The sequence below is a fragment of the Leifsonia sp. 2TAF2 genome, assembly GCF_052115085.1.
Classification (GTDB): domain Bacteria; phylum Actinomycetota; class Actinomycetes; order Actinomycetales; family Microbacteriaceae; genus Leifsonia.
This window is the reverse complement of record NZ_JBFRFY010000001.1, coordinates 95,148-110,354: the sequence shown is the minus strand read 5'-3', so window position 1 is coordinate 110,354 and position 15,207 is coordinate 95,148. Positions and strand designations below refer to the sequence as shown.

General features: G+C 68.9%; 17 protein-coding genes and 1 tRNA gene. 7 read left to right on the top strand and 11 right to left on the bottom strand.

The window, feature by feature from the left end:
• Nucleotides 1-8 precede the first annotated feature (8 nt).
• The 3 genes from AB4Z18_RS00515 to dcd are packed head-to-tail and all read right to left on the bottom strand — an operon-like array spanning nucleotide 9 to nucleotide 1,930.
• Nucleotides 9-755 (bottom strand): glycoside hydrolase family 16 protein, encoded by a 747-nt coding sequence (locus AB4Z18_RS00515; RefSeq protein ID WP_441780745.1) that lies wholly within the window; start codon nucleotides 753-755, stop codon nucleotides 9-11.
• 10 nt (nucleotides 756-765) lie between these two features.
• Nucleotides 766-1,293, bottom strand: coding sequence for a hypothetical protein (locus AB4Z18_RS00510; RefSeq protein ID WP_441780744.1), 528 nt, complete (start codon nucleotides 1,291-1,293; stop codon nucleotides 766-768).
• 34 nt (nucleotides 1,294-1,327) lie between these two features.
• Entirely contained in the window at nucleotides 1,328-1,930 is a 603-nt protein-coding gene (gene dcd / locus AB4Z18_RS00505) for a dCTP deaminase (protein WP_441780743.1), read from the bottom strand.
• A 98-nt stretch (nucleotides 1,931-2,028) separates the two neighbouring features.
• Between dcd and AB4Z18_RS00500 the strand changes: the two genes are divergently transcribed.
• Both AB4Z18_RS00500 and AB4Z18_RS00495 read left to right on the top strand, forming a co-directional pair.
• Nucleotides 2,029-3,324 (top strand): DUF1254 domain-containing protein, encoded by a 1,296-nt coding sequence (locus AB4Z18_RS00500; protein WP_441780742.1) that lies wholly within the window; start codon nucleotides 2,029-2,031, stop codon nucleotides 3,322-3,324.
• A gap of 210 nt (nucleotides 3,325-3,534) precedes the next feature.
• Nucleotides 3,535-3,608 (top strand) — tRNA-Gly (locus AB4Z18_RS00495).
• A 61-nt stretch (nucleotides 3,609-3,669) separates the two neighbouring features.
• Here the strand turns inward: AB4Z18_RS00495 and AB4Z18_RS00490 are convergent.
• Both AB4Z18_RS00490 and AB4Z18_RS00485 read right to left on the bottom strand, forming a co-directional pair.
• Nucleotides 3,670-4,002: a hypothetical protein gene (locus tag AB4Z18_RS00490; protein WP_441780741.1), complete on the bottom strand. Its 333-nt coding sequence runs from the start codon at nucleotides 4,000-4,002 to the stop codon at nucleotides 3,670-3,672.
• Nucleotides 4,003-4,017: 15 nt separating this feature from the next.
• Entirely contained in the window at nucleotides 4,018-4,503 is a 486-nt protein-coding gene (locus AB4Z18_RS00485; RefSeq protein ID WP_441780740.1) for a MarR family winged helix-turn-helix transcriptional regulator, read from the bottom strand.
• Between AB4Z18_RS00485 and AB4Z18_RS00480 the strand changes: the two genes are divergently transcribed.
• Together AB4Z18_RS00480 and AB4Z18_RS00475 are read left to right on the top strand one after the other, a co-directional pair.
• The gene (locus AB4Z18_RS00480) at nucleotides 4,502-5,377 is read left to right on the top strand and encodes an SDR family NAD(P)-dependent oxidoreductase (RefSeq protein ID WP_441780739.1); all 876 of its coding nucleotides are present in this window, start codon (nucleotides 4,502-4,504) and stop codon (nucleotides 5,375-5,377) included. The two genes, AB4Z18_RS00485 and AB4Z18_RS00480, sit on opposite strands and share 2 nt — an antisense overlap.
• 76 nt (nucleotides 5,378-5,453) lie before the next feature.
• Nucleotides 5,454-5,858 (top strand): DUF6855 family protein, encoded by a 405-nt coding sequence (locus tag AB4Z18_RS00475; RefSeq protein ID WP_441780738.1) that lies wholly within the window; start codon nucleotides 5,454-5,456, stop codon nucleotides 5,856-5,858.
• A 10-nt stretch (nucleotides 5,859-5,868) separates the two neighbouring features.
• On the opposite strand, the gene solA is transcribed toward AB4Z18_RS00475, so the two are convergent.
• Nucleotides 5,869-7,020, bottom strand: a complete 1,152-nt coding sequence (gene solA / locus AB4Z18_RS00470) for an N-methyl-L-tryptophan oxidase (RefSeq protein ID WP_441780737.1) — start codon at nucleotides 7,018-7,020, stop codon at nucleotides 5,869-5,871.
• 63 nt (nucleotides 7,021-7,083) lie between these two features.
• Here solA and AB4Z18_RS00465 point away from each other — a divergent pair, with 63 nt between their 5' ends.
• A complete protein-coding gene (locus tag AB4Z18_RS00465; protein WP_441780736.1) occupies nucleotides 7,084-7,884 on the top strand; it encodes a class I SAM-dependent methyltransferase in 801 nt (266 codons plus the stop codon).
• A 4-nt stretch (nucleotides 7,885-7,888) separates the two neighbouring features.
• Here AB4Z18_RS00465 and AB4Z18_RS00460 read toward each other — a convergent pair whose 3' ends face one another.
• The 5 genes from AB4Z18_RS00460 to AB4Z18_RS00440 form a co-directional block, all read right to left on the bottom strand.
• Nucleotides 7,889-8,086 (bottom strand): hypothetical protein, encoded by a 198-nt coding sequence (locus AB4Z18_RS00460; protein ID WP_441780735.1) that lies wholly within the window; start codon nucleotides 8,084-8,086, stop codon nucleotides 7,889-7,891.
• The gene (locus tag AB4Z18_RS00455) at nucleotides 8,083-8,526 is read right to left on the bottom strand and encodes a VOC family protein (RefSeq protein ID WP_441780734.1); all 444 of its coding nucleotides are present in this window, start codon (nucleotides 8,524-8,526) and stop codon (nucleotides 8,083-8,085) included. Before AB4Z18_RS00455 ends, AB4Z18_RS00460 begins: the two co-directional genes overlap by 4 nt.
• Nucleotides 8,527-8,683: 157 nt before the next feature.
• Nucleotides 8,684-12,568: a DUF7927 domain-containing protein gene (locus AB4Z18_RS00450; protein WP_441780733.1), complete on the bottom strand. Its 3,885-nt coding sequence runs from the start codon at nucleotides 12,566-12,568 to the stop codon at nucleotides 8,684-8,686.
• A gap of 179 nt (nucleotides 12,569-12,747) precedes the next feature.
• Nucleotides 12,748-13,317: a VanZ family protein gene (locus tag AB4Z18_RS00445; protein WP_441780732.1), complete on the bottom strand. Its 570-nt coding sequence runs from the start codon at nucleotides 13,315-13,317 to the stop codon at nucleotides 12,748-12,750.
• A gap of 90 nt (nucleotides 13,318-13,407) precedes the next feature.
• Nucleotides 13,408-14,019 (bottom strand): TetR/AcrR family transcriptional regulator, encoded by a 612-nt coding sequence (locus tag AB4Z18_RS00440; RefSeq protein WP_441780731.1) that lies wholly within the window; start codon nucleotides 14,017-14,019, stop codon nucleotides 13,408-13,410.
• A 76-nt stretch (nucleotides 14,020-14,095) separates the two neighbouring features.
• Here AB4Z18_RS00440 and AB4Z18_RS00435 point away from each other — a divergent pair, with 76 nt between their 5' ends.
• A complete protein-coding gene (locus tag AB4Z18_RS00435; protein ID WP_441780730.1) occupies nucleotides 14,096-14,809 on the top strand; it encodes an SDR family NAD(P)-dependent oxidoreductase in 714 nt (237 codons plus the stop codon).
• Complete coding sequence (locus AB4Z18_RS00430; RefSeq protein ID WP_441780729.1) at nucleotides 14,806-15,174, top strand: YybH family protein; 369 nt, start codon at nucleotides 14,806-14,808, stop codon at nucleotides 15,172-15,174. Before AB4Z18_RS00435 ends, AB4Z18_RS00430 begins: the two co-directional genes overlap by 4 nt.
• The last annotated feature ends 33 nt before the right edge of the window (nucleotides 15,175-15,207 follow it).

The following is a 15,207-nucleotide window of genomic DNA, read 5'->3' as shown; positions in this document are numbered from 1 at the left end:
TGGCCGAATCAGGTCACCCACACTCGGTCGACCGAGAGAGTGGGAACGAATGCAGTGCTCCGTGCCTGGTCATCCGGCCATTCCGGGAAGTCGAACACCGCCAGCATGAGTTGAAGCGGGTACTGCGGCGGCGCACCGAGGATGCGGAGGACCCGGCCGTCGACGCGGAACGTCGCCTCGTCGCCATCCCAGTGCGCCTCGTAGGCGTGCGGCTCGGTGACGTCGATGGGCAGCGGGACGCGCTCGAAATCCTCCGCCAGCCGGGGATCGCGGAACGCGTGGAAGCCCATCCCTACCAGGGCCCCGTCCTCGTGAACGTCGCGGCCGAACACTTCCATCACGCACAGTTCGCCGGACCGCTCCGGCTGGTCCTCGAATCCGACCAGCCAAAGGGAGGCCATCGACCGCGGACTCAGGTAGAGGGAGGCGCGCATCCCCACCGTGCCGTGGTCGACGAGGCAGCCCCGGAACTCCTGCTGCGCCTCCCGCACGACCAACCCGTCGCGGAAGGGCTGCTGCCCGATTCTCGACCCGGCCGGCCCGGAGAAGTTGCCGGTCTGCAACCCCGAGACGCGCAGCGGTGGCTGGTGCTCGCCCGGACACCAGAGGCCCTGGTCGGGCGGGATGCTCAGCTCCAGGCGGGAGTCGTGGATGAGGTAGCTCGCGCGCGTCTCGGCCAGCGAACTCCACGCGGGCAGGTAGTGCGGTAGCCAGACCGTGCGGTCGAGCTGCGGCGCATCGAAGTCGTCGAACACCGCAGTGCCCTCATCCCGTGCGGACGGCGTCGATGTGCTGCTCGAGCCACCAGGTGCGGCCTTCGTCGTCGGACACCCAGCCATCCCACTCGAAGGAGTCATCGGTGATGCTGGAGAAGTTCCAGCGGATGGGCCGGCCGTCGGTCTGCGTGCCGTCCTGGCGGATCCCGTCGCGCCGGTGCGGTGTCGCGACCAGCGTGCAGAAGTCGCCCTTCGCGGCCCCGAACCAGCTGACCCGCCAGGCGCCGAGCGTGCTGTCGTAGACCCGCACCGTCGAACCGCGGCCGCGGACCCCCTCCGGGTCGCTGTCATCGCGGATGATCAGCACATCCTGAACCGCACGGCCGCCGAGCGTGTAGGCGAAGATCCACTCGTTCACCGACTCGCTCCACACGCCCGTCGCTTCGTCGAGCAGGCGGACGTCGGCCGTCCAGCTGCCGACCAGCCGGCCGAACAGGTGCATCCGTTGCGGGTTCTCCGGCATCGGGCCCGAACTGATCAGGGCCCGCGCGAAGGCCGCGTCGGTGGTCTCGCTCATGGTGCCCCTCTCGGTCAGGGTCGACGGGGTGCGGTCAGGAGGGCCTGCCCGCCTCGGTGGTGGAGACGTCGGTGCGGTGGAAGTTCAGGTACGAGCGGGATGCCGTCGGGCCGCGCTGCCCCTGGTACCGCGACGAGTACTCCGCCGACCCGTACGGCCGCTCCGCCGGGGACGAGAGTCGGAAGAAGCACATCTGGCCGATCTTCATGCCCGGCCACAGCTTGATCGGAAGGGTCGCGACGTTGCTCAGCTCAAGGGTCACGTGCCCCGAGAAGCCGGGATCGATGAAGCCGGCGGTGGAGTGCGTGAGCAGCCCCAGCCGCCCCAGCGAGCTCTTGCCCTCGAGCCGTGCCGCCACATCGTCGGGAAGGCTGACCAGCTCGAACGTGGACCCGAGGACGAACTCGCCCGGGTGCAGGATGAACGGCTGACTCGCGTCCACCTCGACGAACCTCGTCAGCTCTGGCTGGTCTTCAGCCGGATCGATGAACGGGTACTTGTGGTTGTCGAACAGCCGGAAGAAGCGGTCGAGCCGCACATCGATGCTCGACGGCTGGACCATCTCCGGCTGGTACGGCTCCAGGGCGATCCGCCCGGCACCCAGCTCGGCCTTGATGTCGCGATCGGAGAGAAGCACGAGCCCAGCCTATCGGGGGTTCGGGGCGTCAGGAGGGTTTCTCCACAGGGGACCAGCCAGCCCTACCAATGGGGAACGGTCCCCGCTAGCGTCTGACCATGAGCCAGCCGACCGATGTCCGCACCATCGCCCGTGACGCGTACACCTTCGGGTACGCGATGATCGAGAACTACCGCACGCTGTACGAGCAGGCGGTCGACGCGTCCGATCCGCGCTACACAGGAGGGTTCGGGCACTACCGGCACTATTCGGAACCGTTCACGCCTGCCAACACCGACATCGTCACGCCTAACAACGACACTCCGTACTCATGGGGATGGTTCGACCTGCGCGCGGAGCCCTGGGTCATCACCGTCCCCGAGATCGACCGGTTCTACATTCTCCCGTTCCACGACCTTTACACCGTGTACGCCGGCTACATCAGCGCGGCCACGACCGGCACCGGCCCGGGCCGTTACCTGCTGGCGGGACCGTCGTGGACGGGCGGCACGCCGGACGGCTTCGACGGTGTCATCACGGCATCCACCGATTTCGTCGGGTGCCTCGGGCGAACCGCGTTCACCGACGGGGATGTCGCGGAGCTGCGGCGCATCCAGGAGTCGTACGAGGCGGTCCCTTTCCACACCTATGCAGGTACGGCCGCGCCCTCCGTCGAGCCGGTGGATTGGCCGGCGTGGGACGAAGCGGCAGCCACCGACCTGCGCTTCTTCGACACCCTCGACGCACTCCTCCGGTTCGCGCCGGTGCTCGACGAAGACCGCGAGGTGCGGGAGCGGATGGCGTCCGTCGGTCTCGAGGGAAGCGGCTCGTTCAGCACCGCAGCACTGAGTGACGACGACCGCTCCGCCTTCGAAGCCGGGCTCGCCGACGGGATCGCCCATCTTGACGACGTCGCGTCGCAGACCGCCAGCTCCACAGGACTGTTCGGCACCCGGGAGGAGATGTCCGGGCGCTACGACAGCCGGAACGTCGGCGCAAAGAAAGGCCTCTACGGGTTGCCGCCGGCCATCGCCTGGTACGGCGGCTGGCTCGTGGACTCCGCGGGCCAGCACATCACGGGAGCCACCGACTACACGATCACGTTCACCGCGGAGCAGCTCCCGAAAGCGCGGTTCTTCTGGTCGGCCACGCTGTACACCCTCCCCGCGCGCCTCCTGAGCGCGAACGAGATCGACCGGTACTCGATCGGCGATCGCACGCCCGGCATCCAATACGCCGACGACGGCTCGCTCACGCTGTACGTGCAGCATCGGCCGCCGACGGATCCGGACGAGCGAGCGAACTGGCTCCCCTCCCCCGAAGGACCGTTCACCGTCATCATCCGCGCCTACGGCGGCGACGAGTCCATCGCCTCCGGCACGTACCGCCTTCCCGCGATCACGCCGCGAAGCTGAGCCGACTCGGGGGCGGCGTTGCGTCGGCTTTCCCGCCGCTATCGAAGGAGATTCGAACCGATACCGTGCGCATCTCCTTCACTACCGCTTTGCGAAGGAGATTCGGGCCCGATTCTCCTTCGGTGGCGGGCCGGTTTGGCCAAAGACCATCGACCGGGTACTCTGGGCTGCAGCCTCACATCCCAGTGTTTTACTGGGAAACGGGGCCGCGCGAGTGTAGTTCAATGGTAGAACTTCAGCTTCCCAAGCTGATAGCGCGGGTTCGATTCCCGTCACTCGCTCCACGTTGGATGCCGCCCGATGCCTGGCCCGGACCGCCGCGCTTGTCGTGGCGACGGGCTCGCCTCAGGCCGTGCGCGGTCGGGTGACCAGGACCGCGGCCCACACCATCAGAACGGCCACTCCGAGCGCGACCAGCGCGGAACCTGTCCACAGCCCCGACTGGTCGGGGACCGCGAGGCGCTGCGTGTACTGGGCGTAGGTGTGGACCGGCAGAGTCGGCATGCCGGAAGAACCGGCGATCACGACGTTGGCTGCCGCATTCGCTGAGGCCACCGAGATGGTGCCTGCGATGACGGCCAGCGAGCCGAGGGTGAGCAGGAGACCGAGAAGCAGCGTCCGGCGAGGGGCAGCTGAAGCCGTCACGGCAGAGCCGTCATCCGAGCTCGCTGTATCCATGAGCTGATGATACGGTCACCGCTTCTGCCATCCTCCTTCTTCTCGGATCGCCCCGAGGATCTGTCGGGAGATTTCGCCCAGCTGGCGCTGCTGGGTTCGCGTCAGACGGTCGAAGACGAGCCGCTGCACGTTGCGTTCGTGACCGGGTGTGGCGGCGCGAAAGACGTCCCGACCCGCGTCGAGCAGGGCCGCCAGGGTGTACCGCCCGTCTGTGGGATCGGGTCGACGCAACACCCATCCCCGCTTTTCCAGTCTCGCGACGGCACGCGACAGTCGGGTCAGGGAACTGTTCGCGTAGGCGGCCAGCTCACTCATCCGCAGGGTCGAATCGGGGGCATCCGCCAGCGCGTAGAGGATGCCGTACTCGAAGTGGGTCAGGCCGGCGTCGCGCAGGAGTGGGGCATCGAGCGCGGGCGGGAGCCACTCCAGCAGGGTCGCCAGGGAGGCCCAGGTCGCCAACGTCTCGCCGGTCAACCCCTCAGCACGGTCTCCGTCAGTCATGCCGTTCAGTATCGCTGACTTGACTGAGCAACTCAATCGGCTAGCCTTGCATGACTTGACTAAGCAAGTGATAGGAGTGGTCATGGACTTGGAACTGACAGGCAAGCGGGCGTTCATCAGCGGTTCGACTCAGGGCATCGGCTACGCGATCGCCGAGGGCCTTCTGGCGGAAGGAGTGTCGGTCGTCATCAACGGCCGGCGTGCGGAGTCGGTGGACGCAGCAGTCAGCAGCCTGGAGAACGCGATCCCCGGTTCGACGGTTTCGGGGATCGCGGCCGACTTCGAGCGCTCGGAAGAAGTGGCACGGCTCCTGGAAGACCTTGGCGAGATCGACATCCTCGTGAACAACGTCGGCCTGTTCGATGTCACCGCGTTCGGCGACATCCCTGATTCCGAATGGCAGCGCTACTTCGAGGTCAACGTGATGAGCGGGGTCCGCTTGGCCCGACAGGTGCTCGACGGGATGCTGTCGCGGAGCTGGGGACGCATCCTGTTCATCGGCAGCGAATCGGGCGTGAACGTACCGTCCGACATGGTGCATTACGGGATGACGAAGGCCGCCATGATCGCCGTCAGCAACGGGCTGGCGAAGCTCACCCGTGGCACGGACGTCACGGTCAACACGGTTCTCGGAGGACCGACGTATTCGGACGGCGTCGCTCGCACCGTCGAGCAGATCGCCCAGTCGCAGGGGATTCCGGCAAGCGACCTGAAGGACGCCATCATCGGCGCGAATCAGACCTCGCTGCTGCAGCGTTTCATCCGGCCCGAAGAGATCGCGCGCCTTGTCGTCTATCTGGCGAGCCCGGTCGCGTCGGCGACGAACGGCGCCGCGGTACGTGCCGACGGCGGCGTGTTGACGACGACCTTGTGAGTCAGAGCGAACCCGCCATTTTCGCGCGCCCTCACCTGCCGGAGGATGGCGGTGGAGGGGGACGAGGAGGAGTGAGATGAGCAGTGGGACGAAGGACGACCCGTGGGTCCTGACCACGGCACCGGGAACGTCCGAGTATCGGATGTGGCGCGATGACGCCGCCGAGCCGCCGGCTCTGGTCTGCCAGGTCGGCTCGACGCGCCTCAGCTATGACGCGCGCGCGATCGACGACCTCGCTGCGTGGCTGGCGACGCAGCCCGACTGGGTGCCGCTCGGGGCCGCCGACGAGAACAAGACGGCGCCCGAGGGGAGCATCGAGGCGTGGGGCCGCGACCCGGGTAACCCGGTGGGCGGCTGGTACGGGCAGCGGAAAGGCTACCGGGGGCGCTTCGGGATGTACCTTCCACCGCTGCTGGAGCAGCTCGGCCTGATCGAGCTCACCCACGATCCGCGCAACAACAAGGCGCGCGCGAAGGCGTGACCGCCACCCTCTATAGCTGAGCCGGGCCGGCCACATCCGGCGAGGCGACCGTGAGCTGGAAGCGCGGCGCCGCCGGTTCTCCGTGCAGCGCGAGCCGGGCGAGGATGTCGCCGACGGCCGGTCCGAATTTGAAGCCGTGGCCGGAGAAGCCGGTGGCGACCACGACCGGGCCGACGCGGTCGAGGACGAAATCCTCCTGCTCGGTGCTGTCGTAGAGGCAGCTGATTCCTGTCGGACGGGAGGCGTCGACTCCGGGTACCCAGCGGGCCACGTAGTCCTGCAGGTGGCGCAGGCGCTCCGGGTCGATCGTGCGGTCGCGGTCGTCGGGGTCGACGACCGGGCCGGAGCCGTGGAAACCGACCTTCACGCCCTCACCCGGAGTCAGCAGGCCATAAGCGCTCGGCCGCTCCTCATCGGTCGGATAGTGGACGAAGCTGGGCCACAGGCTCGCGTCATCCGCGGCGCCCGCAAGGAGAGGGAAGTGCGCCGGCTGCTCCTCGGTCACGGTGACCGGCGGGAGGATGGCGCCGTGGGCCTGGAGGTAGGGGCCGGCCAGGGCGGGGGTCCACGACCCGGCCGCGACGATCACCCGGTCGGCGGTGTGCGTGCCGTCGGAGGCGGTGACGGTCACGCCCGCACCATTCCGAGCCTCCTCGATCGCGGTCACCCGCACTCCAAAATGGAGCTCGGCTCCGGCAGCCTCCGCCGCATCCAGCAGCGCATCCACGGCGGTGTCGGCAAGCAGCCTCCCACCACCGGGGCTGAACAGCACATGCTCCTCGAACCGCAGGCCCGGCCACCGGCCCGTCGCCTCGGATGAGGTCAGCCATTCGTACGGCAGATCGGCCGCATCCTGTGCCTGAGCGATCGCTTTCAGCATCGCGAGGTCGCCGTGGTCAACGGCGCCGGTGCCGTCGAAGAGCTTCCGGCCGCTCACCCGTTCCAGGTGCTTCCAGCCCTGCATCGCCCGGACGGACAGCTCCACGTAGTCGGCCTCGGCGTAGCCGTGGCGGAAGATCCGCGTGGCGCCATGGGACGACCCGCGGTCGTGACCGCGCTCGAACGCTTCGAGGAGGAGAACGTCCGCGCCCTCGCGGGCCAGCGACCACGCGGCTGCAGCACCGACAGCGCCCGCACCGATGACGATCGCGCTCCCAGCCATGCCGCCACCCTAGCCGGGAAGACGAGCGTTCTCCGGCGCGTGACGCCGGGGTAGCCTCTGACCGTGGATGACGATGCCACGCGGTTCTCGGGATCGATTCCCGAACACTACGACTCCGGCCTCGGGCCGGTGCTCTTCCGTCACTATGCCGACGTGCTCGGGCGGCTGGTGGCCCTCGGCGAGCCGCGCCGCATCCTCGAAGTGGCTGCCGGTACCGGTATCTCGTCGGCCGCGATCGTGGAGCGCAACCCGGACGCCGACCTGACGGTCACCGACCTCAACGAGGCGATGCTGCAGCGCTCACGCACCAAGCTGCCGGCCGGGACGCGCATCCAGATCGCCGACGCTCAGGCGCTGCCCTTCGGCGACGGGAGCTTCGACGCCGTCGCCTGCCAGTTCGGCATCATGTTCCTCCCCGACCTCGAGGCCAGCTTCCGGGAGGCACGCCGCATGCTCGCGCCTGGCGGCGTCTACGTGTTCAGCGTGTGGGACAGCCATGCGAAGAACCGGTTCGCCTCGGTCACCGACGGTCTGCTCGCGGAGGCCTTCCCCGACGACCCGCCGCCGTTCTACCGCGTCCCGTTCGGGAAGAGCGCCGTCGATCCGCTCCGCGACCTCGCGCAGTCGACCGGCTTCGGCGCTCTGAGCATCGACGTCGTCCCGTACGACTCTCCCGTCGAGTCGTGGGCCGCGTTCGGCGACGGCCTGATCGCCGGCAACCCGGTCTCGGACCAGGTGCGCGCACGCGGCGGAGACGTGGATGCGCTCGCGCGGGAGGTCGCCACGCGCCTGGAGGCGGAGTACGGGCCCGAGCCCGCGAGCATCCCGCTCCAGACGATCTTCTACCGCGCCAGCGCGCGGTGACGGTTCAGTCCGCGCGTTCCAGCCGGTAGCCCGCCTCGCGAAGAGTCGTCGCCATGTGCTGTGCGTACCACTCCGGCCATTGCTCGTCGCGGACCCCGCTCAGGTCCACCGTTTCGTGGATGCCGTGCGCCTCGGCCGCCTGCTTCAGGTGGTCGAGGATCACGGCCGCGAACTCGTCGCGCGCGCCTGTCGTGTCGCTCATCGGCCCGGCAGCCGCTTCTTGATCTCCTGCAGGATCCAGCCGTTTCCGTCCGGGTCCTCGAAGGAGGCGAACGTGGAGTAGTCGGCGCGCTCCGGATGCGGGCCCGCGACGCGTTGCCTCGTTCCCGCATGACGGAAGACGCCCGTCGCGTCGTGGAACAGTTCCGACACCGTCACTCCCGCCGCGATGAGAGCGGCGCGCGCCTCGTCGATGTCGTACACGGTCAGCTGGAGGCCCTGCGTGGATCCGGGTGCGGCGTCCGTGAGGCCGGTGCCGAAGATGATCGAGGCCTCCGACTCCGGCGGCGTGAACTGGACGATGCGGTACCCGTCGTCGACGGCGAAGTCCGCGTCCTCGCGCCAGCCGAGGGATTGATAGAACGCCTTGGCGCGGTCCACGTCGGAGACCGGCAGGACCACCACCTCGAGTTTCATGTACATCTCTCGCCCCCTTCGTCGGATGCCGAGCGCGCGCCAGTCTAGGGCGGGCCCGGGACCGCGGCAACGGTCCTCATGGCACCGAGCGCACCGAGCGCACCGAGCGCACCGGGCGCAGCGACGCGGCCGGCGCTGTGCCAGCCGCGTCACCGCCCCTCTTCTACGCTTCGCTGTTGCGACGGCGGCGAATCAGCATCAGCGCTCCGCCGACAGCGAGCAGCACCGCGGCGAGGCCGGTGGTGCCCCAGCCGATGGCCGAGCCGGTCGAGGCGAGGGCCGCGACGGCGGCCGGGTCGACCGTGTGACTCGTTGCGCAGCCCGGGTTCTTGTCGGGCGCCGGGACGCAGGTTGCGACGGCATCCGGGCTGGTGACCGCATTCGCGATCGTCTGGTCTCCGGCGCCGGTCACGACGACCGAGTAGGTGATGGTCACCACCTGCCCGACGGCCAGGACGCCGGTCCACGTCAAGTGGTTGCCCTCCCGCTTCACGGTTCCGGCAGTCGCCTTCTCGTCGCCCGCCCAGTTGGCGTCGTCCAGCACCTTCGACAGGTCGTCGGTGAGGTGACCGGTGACCGCGGTGCCGCCGGCCTGCGCCACCCGGACGGTGTAGTGGATGCGGTCGCCGGGCTTCACCGTGGCGCCCGAGACCGGGTCAGACGTCTTGGAGAAGCTGTAGCGGCCCGCCGTGTGGTGGCTGGTCGTGCAGTCCGTCACGTCGTCGCAGCCCTCAGACGTCACCACGTTGACCAGGGAGCCGTCCCCCGCCTGCGTGCCGTTCACCGTCACCGAATAGGTGATGTGCGCGACCGACCCGACCGGGAGGGTCCCCGTCCAGTCCAGCTTGTCACCTGTCACGGTCGCTGCTCCGATGTCGGAGGCGACGTCGCCGTTGTAGGCGGCATCGTCGGTCACCTTGGACAGGTCGTCGCTGAAGGCGGCGTCCGCCGGTGCGCTGCCACGCTGGGTGACGGTCACCGTGTACGTGATCGTGTCGCCGGCCTTCACCTCCGTGCCGCTCGCCGGGTTGGAGGTCTTGACGACGTCGTACGCCACCAGGTCGATTCCGGCCGGGTCGCACGGGATCGTCGGGGCGACGCCCGAGTCGGCCGGAGTGTCGGCGGAGGCGCAGGCCGTGTTGACGAACGATCCGCCGGGCAGGGTGTCGTCCAGCGTGAGCGTGTACGCGTGCGACTGCTTCTCACCCGGTGCCAGCGAGGCGATCTGGAACGCGCCGGCGGTCGGGTTCTTGTCGTCGGTCACGTTCAGGTTGGTCAGCGTCCCCTGGCCGGTGTTCGTCACGGTGATGCGGTAGTTGACCGTGTCGCCGTAGTGGAACACAGGGTAGTCGACGGCGCTGTTCGCGTCGTGCCAGGTGCCGTCGGCCGCCTGGACCTCCTTGAGCAGTTCCGCGGAGTAGTACGCCGCCACGGTCAGCTCTGCGGACGTGCGCATGACCAGCGCGGTGTGGCCCGCGATGGACTGCGCTCGGTTGACGAGCGTGTCGCCGCCCTTCACGCCGTCCGTGGTGATGTGGACGCCGAACGCCTGCGTGGCGCCCGGTGCCAGGGACCCGCCGATCACGCGGACCGCGGTCGGGTTGGCGGGCTTGGTGGTCGTCCAGCCGGCGGTGTTCCCAGTCGGGTCGCCCGGTGCTGCGCCGTTCTGTGCGTTCGACGGGTCGTCGGAAAGTGTGGTCGGGTCGGCGGTCGTGTAGTACACGGTCGCGCCGAGCGGGGCGTTGACCGAGCTCAGTGCGTACGAGCCCGAATACGCGGTGCCGCGCTTGTCGCCGACGAACGGGAGGATGTCGATGGTATCCGTGAACGGCTGCGTGATCGGGTCGTACGACTTGACCGTCACGGTCCAGGACCCGGTGCCCGTGCCGTCGCCGTTCACGTTCGGGATGAACGGAGCGTCTGCCGTCTTGACCACGGTGGTGTAGCCGTCGGTGGCGACGGTCACCTGCGCGGCGGCGGACTTGGAGAGACCGCCGTAGCTCGCCGTGACCGAGTTGGTCAGCGCCGAGCCGGGCGTTACGGTGCTGTCGGCCACGGCCTGGTAGGTCAGTGCGTGGTCGGCGTTCGTGGTGACGCCGTTCAGGGTCCAGGTCAGCACCTGCTGCCCCGAGCCGTTGGTGGAGAGAGCCGGCTCAGGAGATGCGGAACCCGCGACGTACGTGACGCCGGCCGGGAGGGTGTCGACCAGCTGGTAGCCGTCGACGGTGGCCGGGACGGCGCCAGCGCCGTTCGCCGAGTACGTCAGCGTGTAGACGGCCGGGTCGCCGGGGCTGACGACCGCGCGGTCGACGCTCTTCGCGATCGAGGGCGTGGCGGTGACGATGCGCAGCACGTCACGGAAACCGGTGGTGCACGGGTAGCGGGAGCCGGCGGTCGGCGTGATGCAGCTCTGGCCGTTGAACCATCCGTCGGTCGTGGCGGAGAAGTCGACGATTCCGGAGAAGAAGGACCAGACGTCCGTCCCCGCCGGTACGGCCGGCTTGATGTTCTGATTGACGACGGCGGTGATGTTGGACTGCGCCGACAGCCGCTCGAACTCGCCCTGCGTACCGATGATGCGCATCGCCTTCACCGTGGTGAGGTCCGCCGGCTGCGTGGCGGTCCATCCCGTGGTGGAGGCGCAGTCGAAGGCGCCCGGGTCGTAACCGGCGCTGGCGGGGTCGACGGTGGCGTCGTTGCCGACGTAGTACTCGGCCGTGACGGCGAGCGTGTTGTCCAAGGGCTGCGCCCACGCCCAGCCGCCGAAGGTCACGTACTTCGTGTCGAGCGCCGTGCACATCCCGACACGGTGATCGTCCGCGCGATCCGTGTGCAGCTGGTACGCGGTGTCCATGTACTGGCCGACGGTGGTGCCTGCGGATACGCGGTAGGTGTCGTCCCACGTCGTTCCGCCGCTGTTCGTGTAGCCACGGCCCCAGCCAGAAGAATAGAGACCAGGCGTGGTCCACGCCTTCGACTCAGCGTTGTTGGAGGCGCCGTCCTGCGCCGTCTGGCCGGAGACCGACGTGTAGGTGGGGGCGTTCGAGTTCAGCACGGCTGAGCCTGCCGACGCCGTGTTCACGCGGATCCAGATGGAACCGGACGCGAGGGCCACCTGGTCGACGGGCAGACGGTTGCCGGCCGAGTCGAGCGTCGGCGGGTTGGCGGGCGCGTAGTCGATGCCGGTGAGGGTCAGCTGGAACGTGTTCGCCCCGGTCTGTGTAATGACGCAGGTTCCCGCGGGCGCGGTCAGCTGGGTGGCCGGGTGGCTGCCACCCGACCACGGGTGACCGTTCGCGGCGGCGGGGCCGGTGAACGGGGTGCAGCCCTGCGGGTCCACCGACACGCCGGCACCCTGTGGGGAGGCGATGTTGAGGGCGTAGGTGATCGACTGCGGACCTGCTTCGCTCCCGAGTGCTTTGCTCAGCGTCCACTCGTAGTCGACCAGGAATCCGCCGTTGCCGAACGAGTAGGTGGGAGTCCCGACACCCCAGCGGATGTCCATCCCGAACGGGTTCGTGACGGCGATCGGGCTGAGGTCGGCCGTCTGGCCGCCGATCTCACCGCTCGCGGTGAGCTGGCTGCCGGTGGCGCCGTCGGCGACGATCGGCGCCTGGAGAGTCACGGCGGTGCCCTCGTCGCGCGTCCCGAGGTTGCAGACCAGGGTGTGGCCGTCGGCGGAGATGCTGGAGGCCGGGGTGACGCCCGTGGTGAGACACAGCGACGGCGTCGTGGCGAACCGGCCGTTCTGCGCAGCGATGGTCACGGTGACGTTGTCGACCGGGTCGTTGGAGGGTGCTGGAGCGTCGTCGTTGACGTTGATGCGCCACACGCCGGTGACGACATCGCCGCTCTTCACCGTGGTGGGAGTCCCGGGAGCCCAGGAGGCCTCGATCTGGTAGACCGGCGCGGCCATGGCGGGCGCGCCCACGAGGGCCGCGGCGAGGGCCAGTGTCCCGGCGACGAGAGCCGCCAGCCAGCGCCAGGGCGAGCCCACGGTCAGTCGTCCATCGCGGCGGCGCGCACGCCCGTGCTGGTATGCAGACACAGCAGTATCCCCTTCATCCTGCGTCATGAGTCGCGGGACCAGAGGTCGAGACCGGCCCCGCTGGGCTCACCGTATCGGGACGGATTCCGCGGCCCGGCGGTTTTAACCCCCGGTTCACCCTGAGGAGGCCCTCACGCCCCTCGAATGGGTGTCAGCGGCGGCAGCGGCGGACCCGTCGCCTAGCGGCCCAGCGGGGGCAGCGGGTGCAGACCGTGCAGCGGGGATCCGAGCAGGGATGCGCCCCACAGCGCGACGGCCACGGTCACGACGAACGAGACCCACAGCAGGACGGGCACAGCCCGGCCGCGCGACGCCGCGCGCATCCACGACAGTGCGATGAACCCGCAGACGGCTCCGGCCGTGTTGACGATGACGTCGGTCACGTCGCTGCTGCCCACGGCGAGCACGTACTGGGTCGCCTCGAGCGCGCAACTGGCGAGCGCTGCAACGGCGGCGACGGTCCAGACCCGCCAGCGGGGCGCCAGCACGGCGAGGTGGATGCCGAACGGCACGAAGAGCAGCAGGTTCGCCAGCATCTCGGAGGGACGGCTGCCGCCGAACCCCTCGCTCGCGACGAAGGGCACCAGCTTGACCGCGCGAACGCCCTCCCCGCTCAGGTCGGGAACGTGGAACTTCCACAGCACGGCCCACCCCAGCAGCGCGAGGTACACGACGAACAGAACGGCCGGGACCGACCGCGAGGCGGCGGGGGCACGGGTGGAGCGGCGGAGGGAGAGGGATGCGGTCACGCTTTCGACGCTAGGTCGCGGGGCGACCCGCCCGAATCGTCCGCAGGTCGCGACCGCCTACGCCTCGAGGCGGATCAGCGGATCAGCGGATCAGCCGACGGCCGCCGTCTCGTCGAGCCCCAGCAGCCGCATACTGCTTCGCCACAGGCTGTCGAGCTGGCCGGGATCGTTGTAGAGCTTCGCGAAGAGCACCAGACCTTCGATCTGTGCGACGACGGCCTTCGCCGACTCGCGGGTGTCCGAGACGGTCAGCTCGCCGGCCTCCCGCGCCTCCCGCAGCGCGTCTTCGACGATGTCGATCTGCTCCTCGAAGATCTGCTGGAGGCGGGCGCGTACGGGGTCGTCCTGCTCGCTGACCTCGAGGGCGAGGTTTCCGAAGAGGCAGCCGACCACCGCGCCGGTGCCCTTGAGTGCCTCGTTCTGCATCTCCGCCGTCGCCACGAACAGATCGCGCAGCCGCTGGACGATCGGGGCGGGCGCGGTCAGGATGCCGAGCCACTCCCCGCGCTGCCACTCCCAGTGCCGGTCGACGACCTCGAGGGCGAGCGCCTGCTTGGAGGGGAAGAAGTAGTAGAAGCTGCCCTTCGGCACGCCGGCCGCCGCACAGATCTCGGCGACGCCGATGCTCGCGTACGAGCGGCGGCCCAATAACTCGGCCCCTGCCGCCAGAATGCGCTCCCGCGCGTCGGATGTCCGTCCCATGGTTGCAATTATACGACCAGTCGTCTATAACTGTCCATGTCGGATAGTAGACCGACCATCTAGTAAGGATCAGAACATGGAATCACGCAAGGTCGCCGTCATCACCGGCGCATCGCAGGGCATCGGAGCCGGCCTCGTCCGGGCCTACCTCGACCTCGGGTACGCCGTCGTCGCCAACTCCCGCTCGATCGCCCCCAGCACGGAGGACGGCCTCGTCACCGTGGCCGGCGACATCTCCGACCCGGAGGTCGCCGAGCGCGTCATCGCCACTGCCACCTCCACCTTCGGACGAGTGGATGCGCTCGTGAACAACGCGGGCGTCTTCATCGCCAAGCCCTTCACCGACTACACGCAGGAGGACTTCGACACCGCCCTGCGCGTCAACCTCGGAGGGTTCTTCCACGTCACGCAAAGGGCCGTGGCCGACATGCTGACGCGAGGATCCGGCCACATCGTGAACATCACGACGACTCTGGTCGAGAACGCGGATGCGAACGTCCCGTCGGCGCTGGCCTCGCTCACCAAGGGCGGCACCGCCTCCGTGGCGAAGTCGCTCGCGATCGAGTACGCGAGCCGCGGCATCCGCGTCAACGCCGTCTCCCCCGGCATCATCAAGACCCCGATGCATGCGGCCGAGACGCACGACACGTACGCGGCCCTGCACCCGATGCGGAGCATGGGCACGATGGACGACATCGTCCACGGCGTCATGTACCTCGAGCAGGCACCCTTCGTGACGGGCGAGTTCCTGCACGTCGACGGCGGCCAGAGTGCGGGGAACGGACGATGACGGATCGGATCGCAGTCCTGGAAGAGATCCTCCACGACTGGGCGGAAAGCATCCGCACCCACCACGCAGACGTCGTCGCAGCGGCGTTCACGACCGACGCCGTCTTCCAGGGCTTCGACCGCACCCACGCCGTGGGGCGCGCCGGCATCGCCGCCTACTACGAGAAGCAGCCGCTCGGACTCACGGCGGCCTACCGGGTCCTCGAGACGCGGGCGATCGGCGAGGAGGCGTTCGTCGCGTTCGTCGACGTCGACTTCACCCGGCCGGACGGCGAGGTCATCCCGACCCACCTCACGCTGGTGGTCGTGCGCGACCAGGGTGAGTGGCTCATCCAGCAGTACCACGTGTCGAAGATCGCGGCGTAAGGTTCAGCCGACCCGCTCGAAGCGGTGCTCGCC

Bases quoted from the DNA above. Each gene is read 5' to 3' on its own strand.
- AB4Z18_RS00455 (WP_441780734.1), bottom strand. From the start codon at position 8,526: ATGTACATGAAACTCGAGGTGGTGGTCCTGCCGGTCTCCGACGTGGAC.
- AB4Z18_RS00460 (WP_441780735.1), bottom strand. From the start codon at position 8,086: ATGAGCGACACGACAGGCGCGCGCGACGAGTTCGCGGCCGTGATCCTC.
- AB4Z18_RS00475 (WP_441780738.1), top strand. From the start codon at position 5,454: ATGAGCAGTGGGACGAAGGACGACCCGTGGGTCCTGACCACGGCACCG.
- AB4Z18_RS00510 (WP_441780744.1), bottom strand. From the start codon at position 1,293: ATGAGCGAGACCACCGACGCGGCCTTCGCGCGGGCCCTGATCAGTTCG.
- AB4Z18_RS00435 (WP_441780730.1), top strand. From the start codon at position 14,096: ATGGAATCACGCAAGGTCGCCGTCATCACCGGCGCATCGCAGGGCATC.
- AB4Z18_RS00440 (WP_441780731.1), bottom strand. From the start codon at position 14,019: ATGGGACGGACATCCGACGCGCGGGAGCGCATTCTGGCGGCAGGGGCC.
- AB4Z18_RS00485 (WP_441780740.1), bottom strand. From the start codon at position 4,503: ATGACTGACGGAGACCGTGCTGAGGGGTTGACCGGCGAGACGTTGGCG.
- AB4Z18_RS00500 (WP_441780742.1), top strand. From the start codon at position 2,029: ATGAGCCAGCCGACCGATGTCCGCACCATCGCCCGTGACGCGTACACC.
- AB4Z18_RS00430 (WP_441780729.1), top strand. From the start codon at position 14,806: ATGACGGATCGGATCGCAGTCCTGGAAGAGATCCTCCACGACTGGGCG.
- AB4Z18_RS00490 (WP_441780741.1), bottom strand. From the start codon at position 4,002: ATGGATACAGCGAGCTCGGATGACGGCTCTGCCGTGACGGCTTCAGCT.
- AB4Z18_RS00480 (WP_441780739.1), top strand. From the start codon at position 4,502: ATGCCGTTCAGTATCGCTGACTTGACTGAGCAACTCAATCGGCTAGCC.
- solA (WP_441780737.1), bottom strand. From the start codon at position 7,020: ATGGCTGGGAGCGCGATCGTCATCGGTGCGGGCGCTGTCGGTGCTGCA.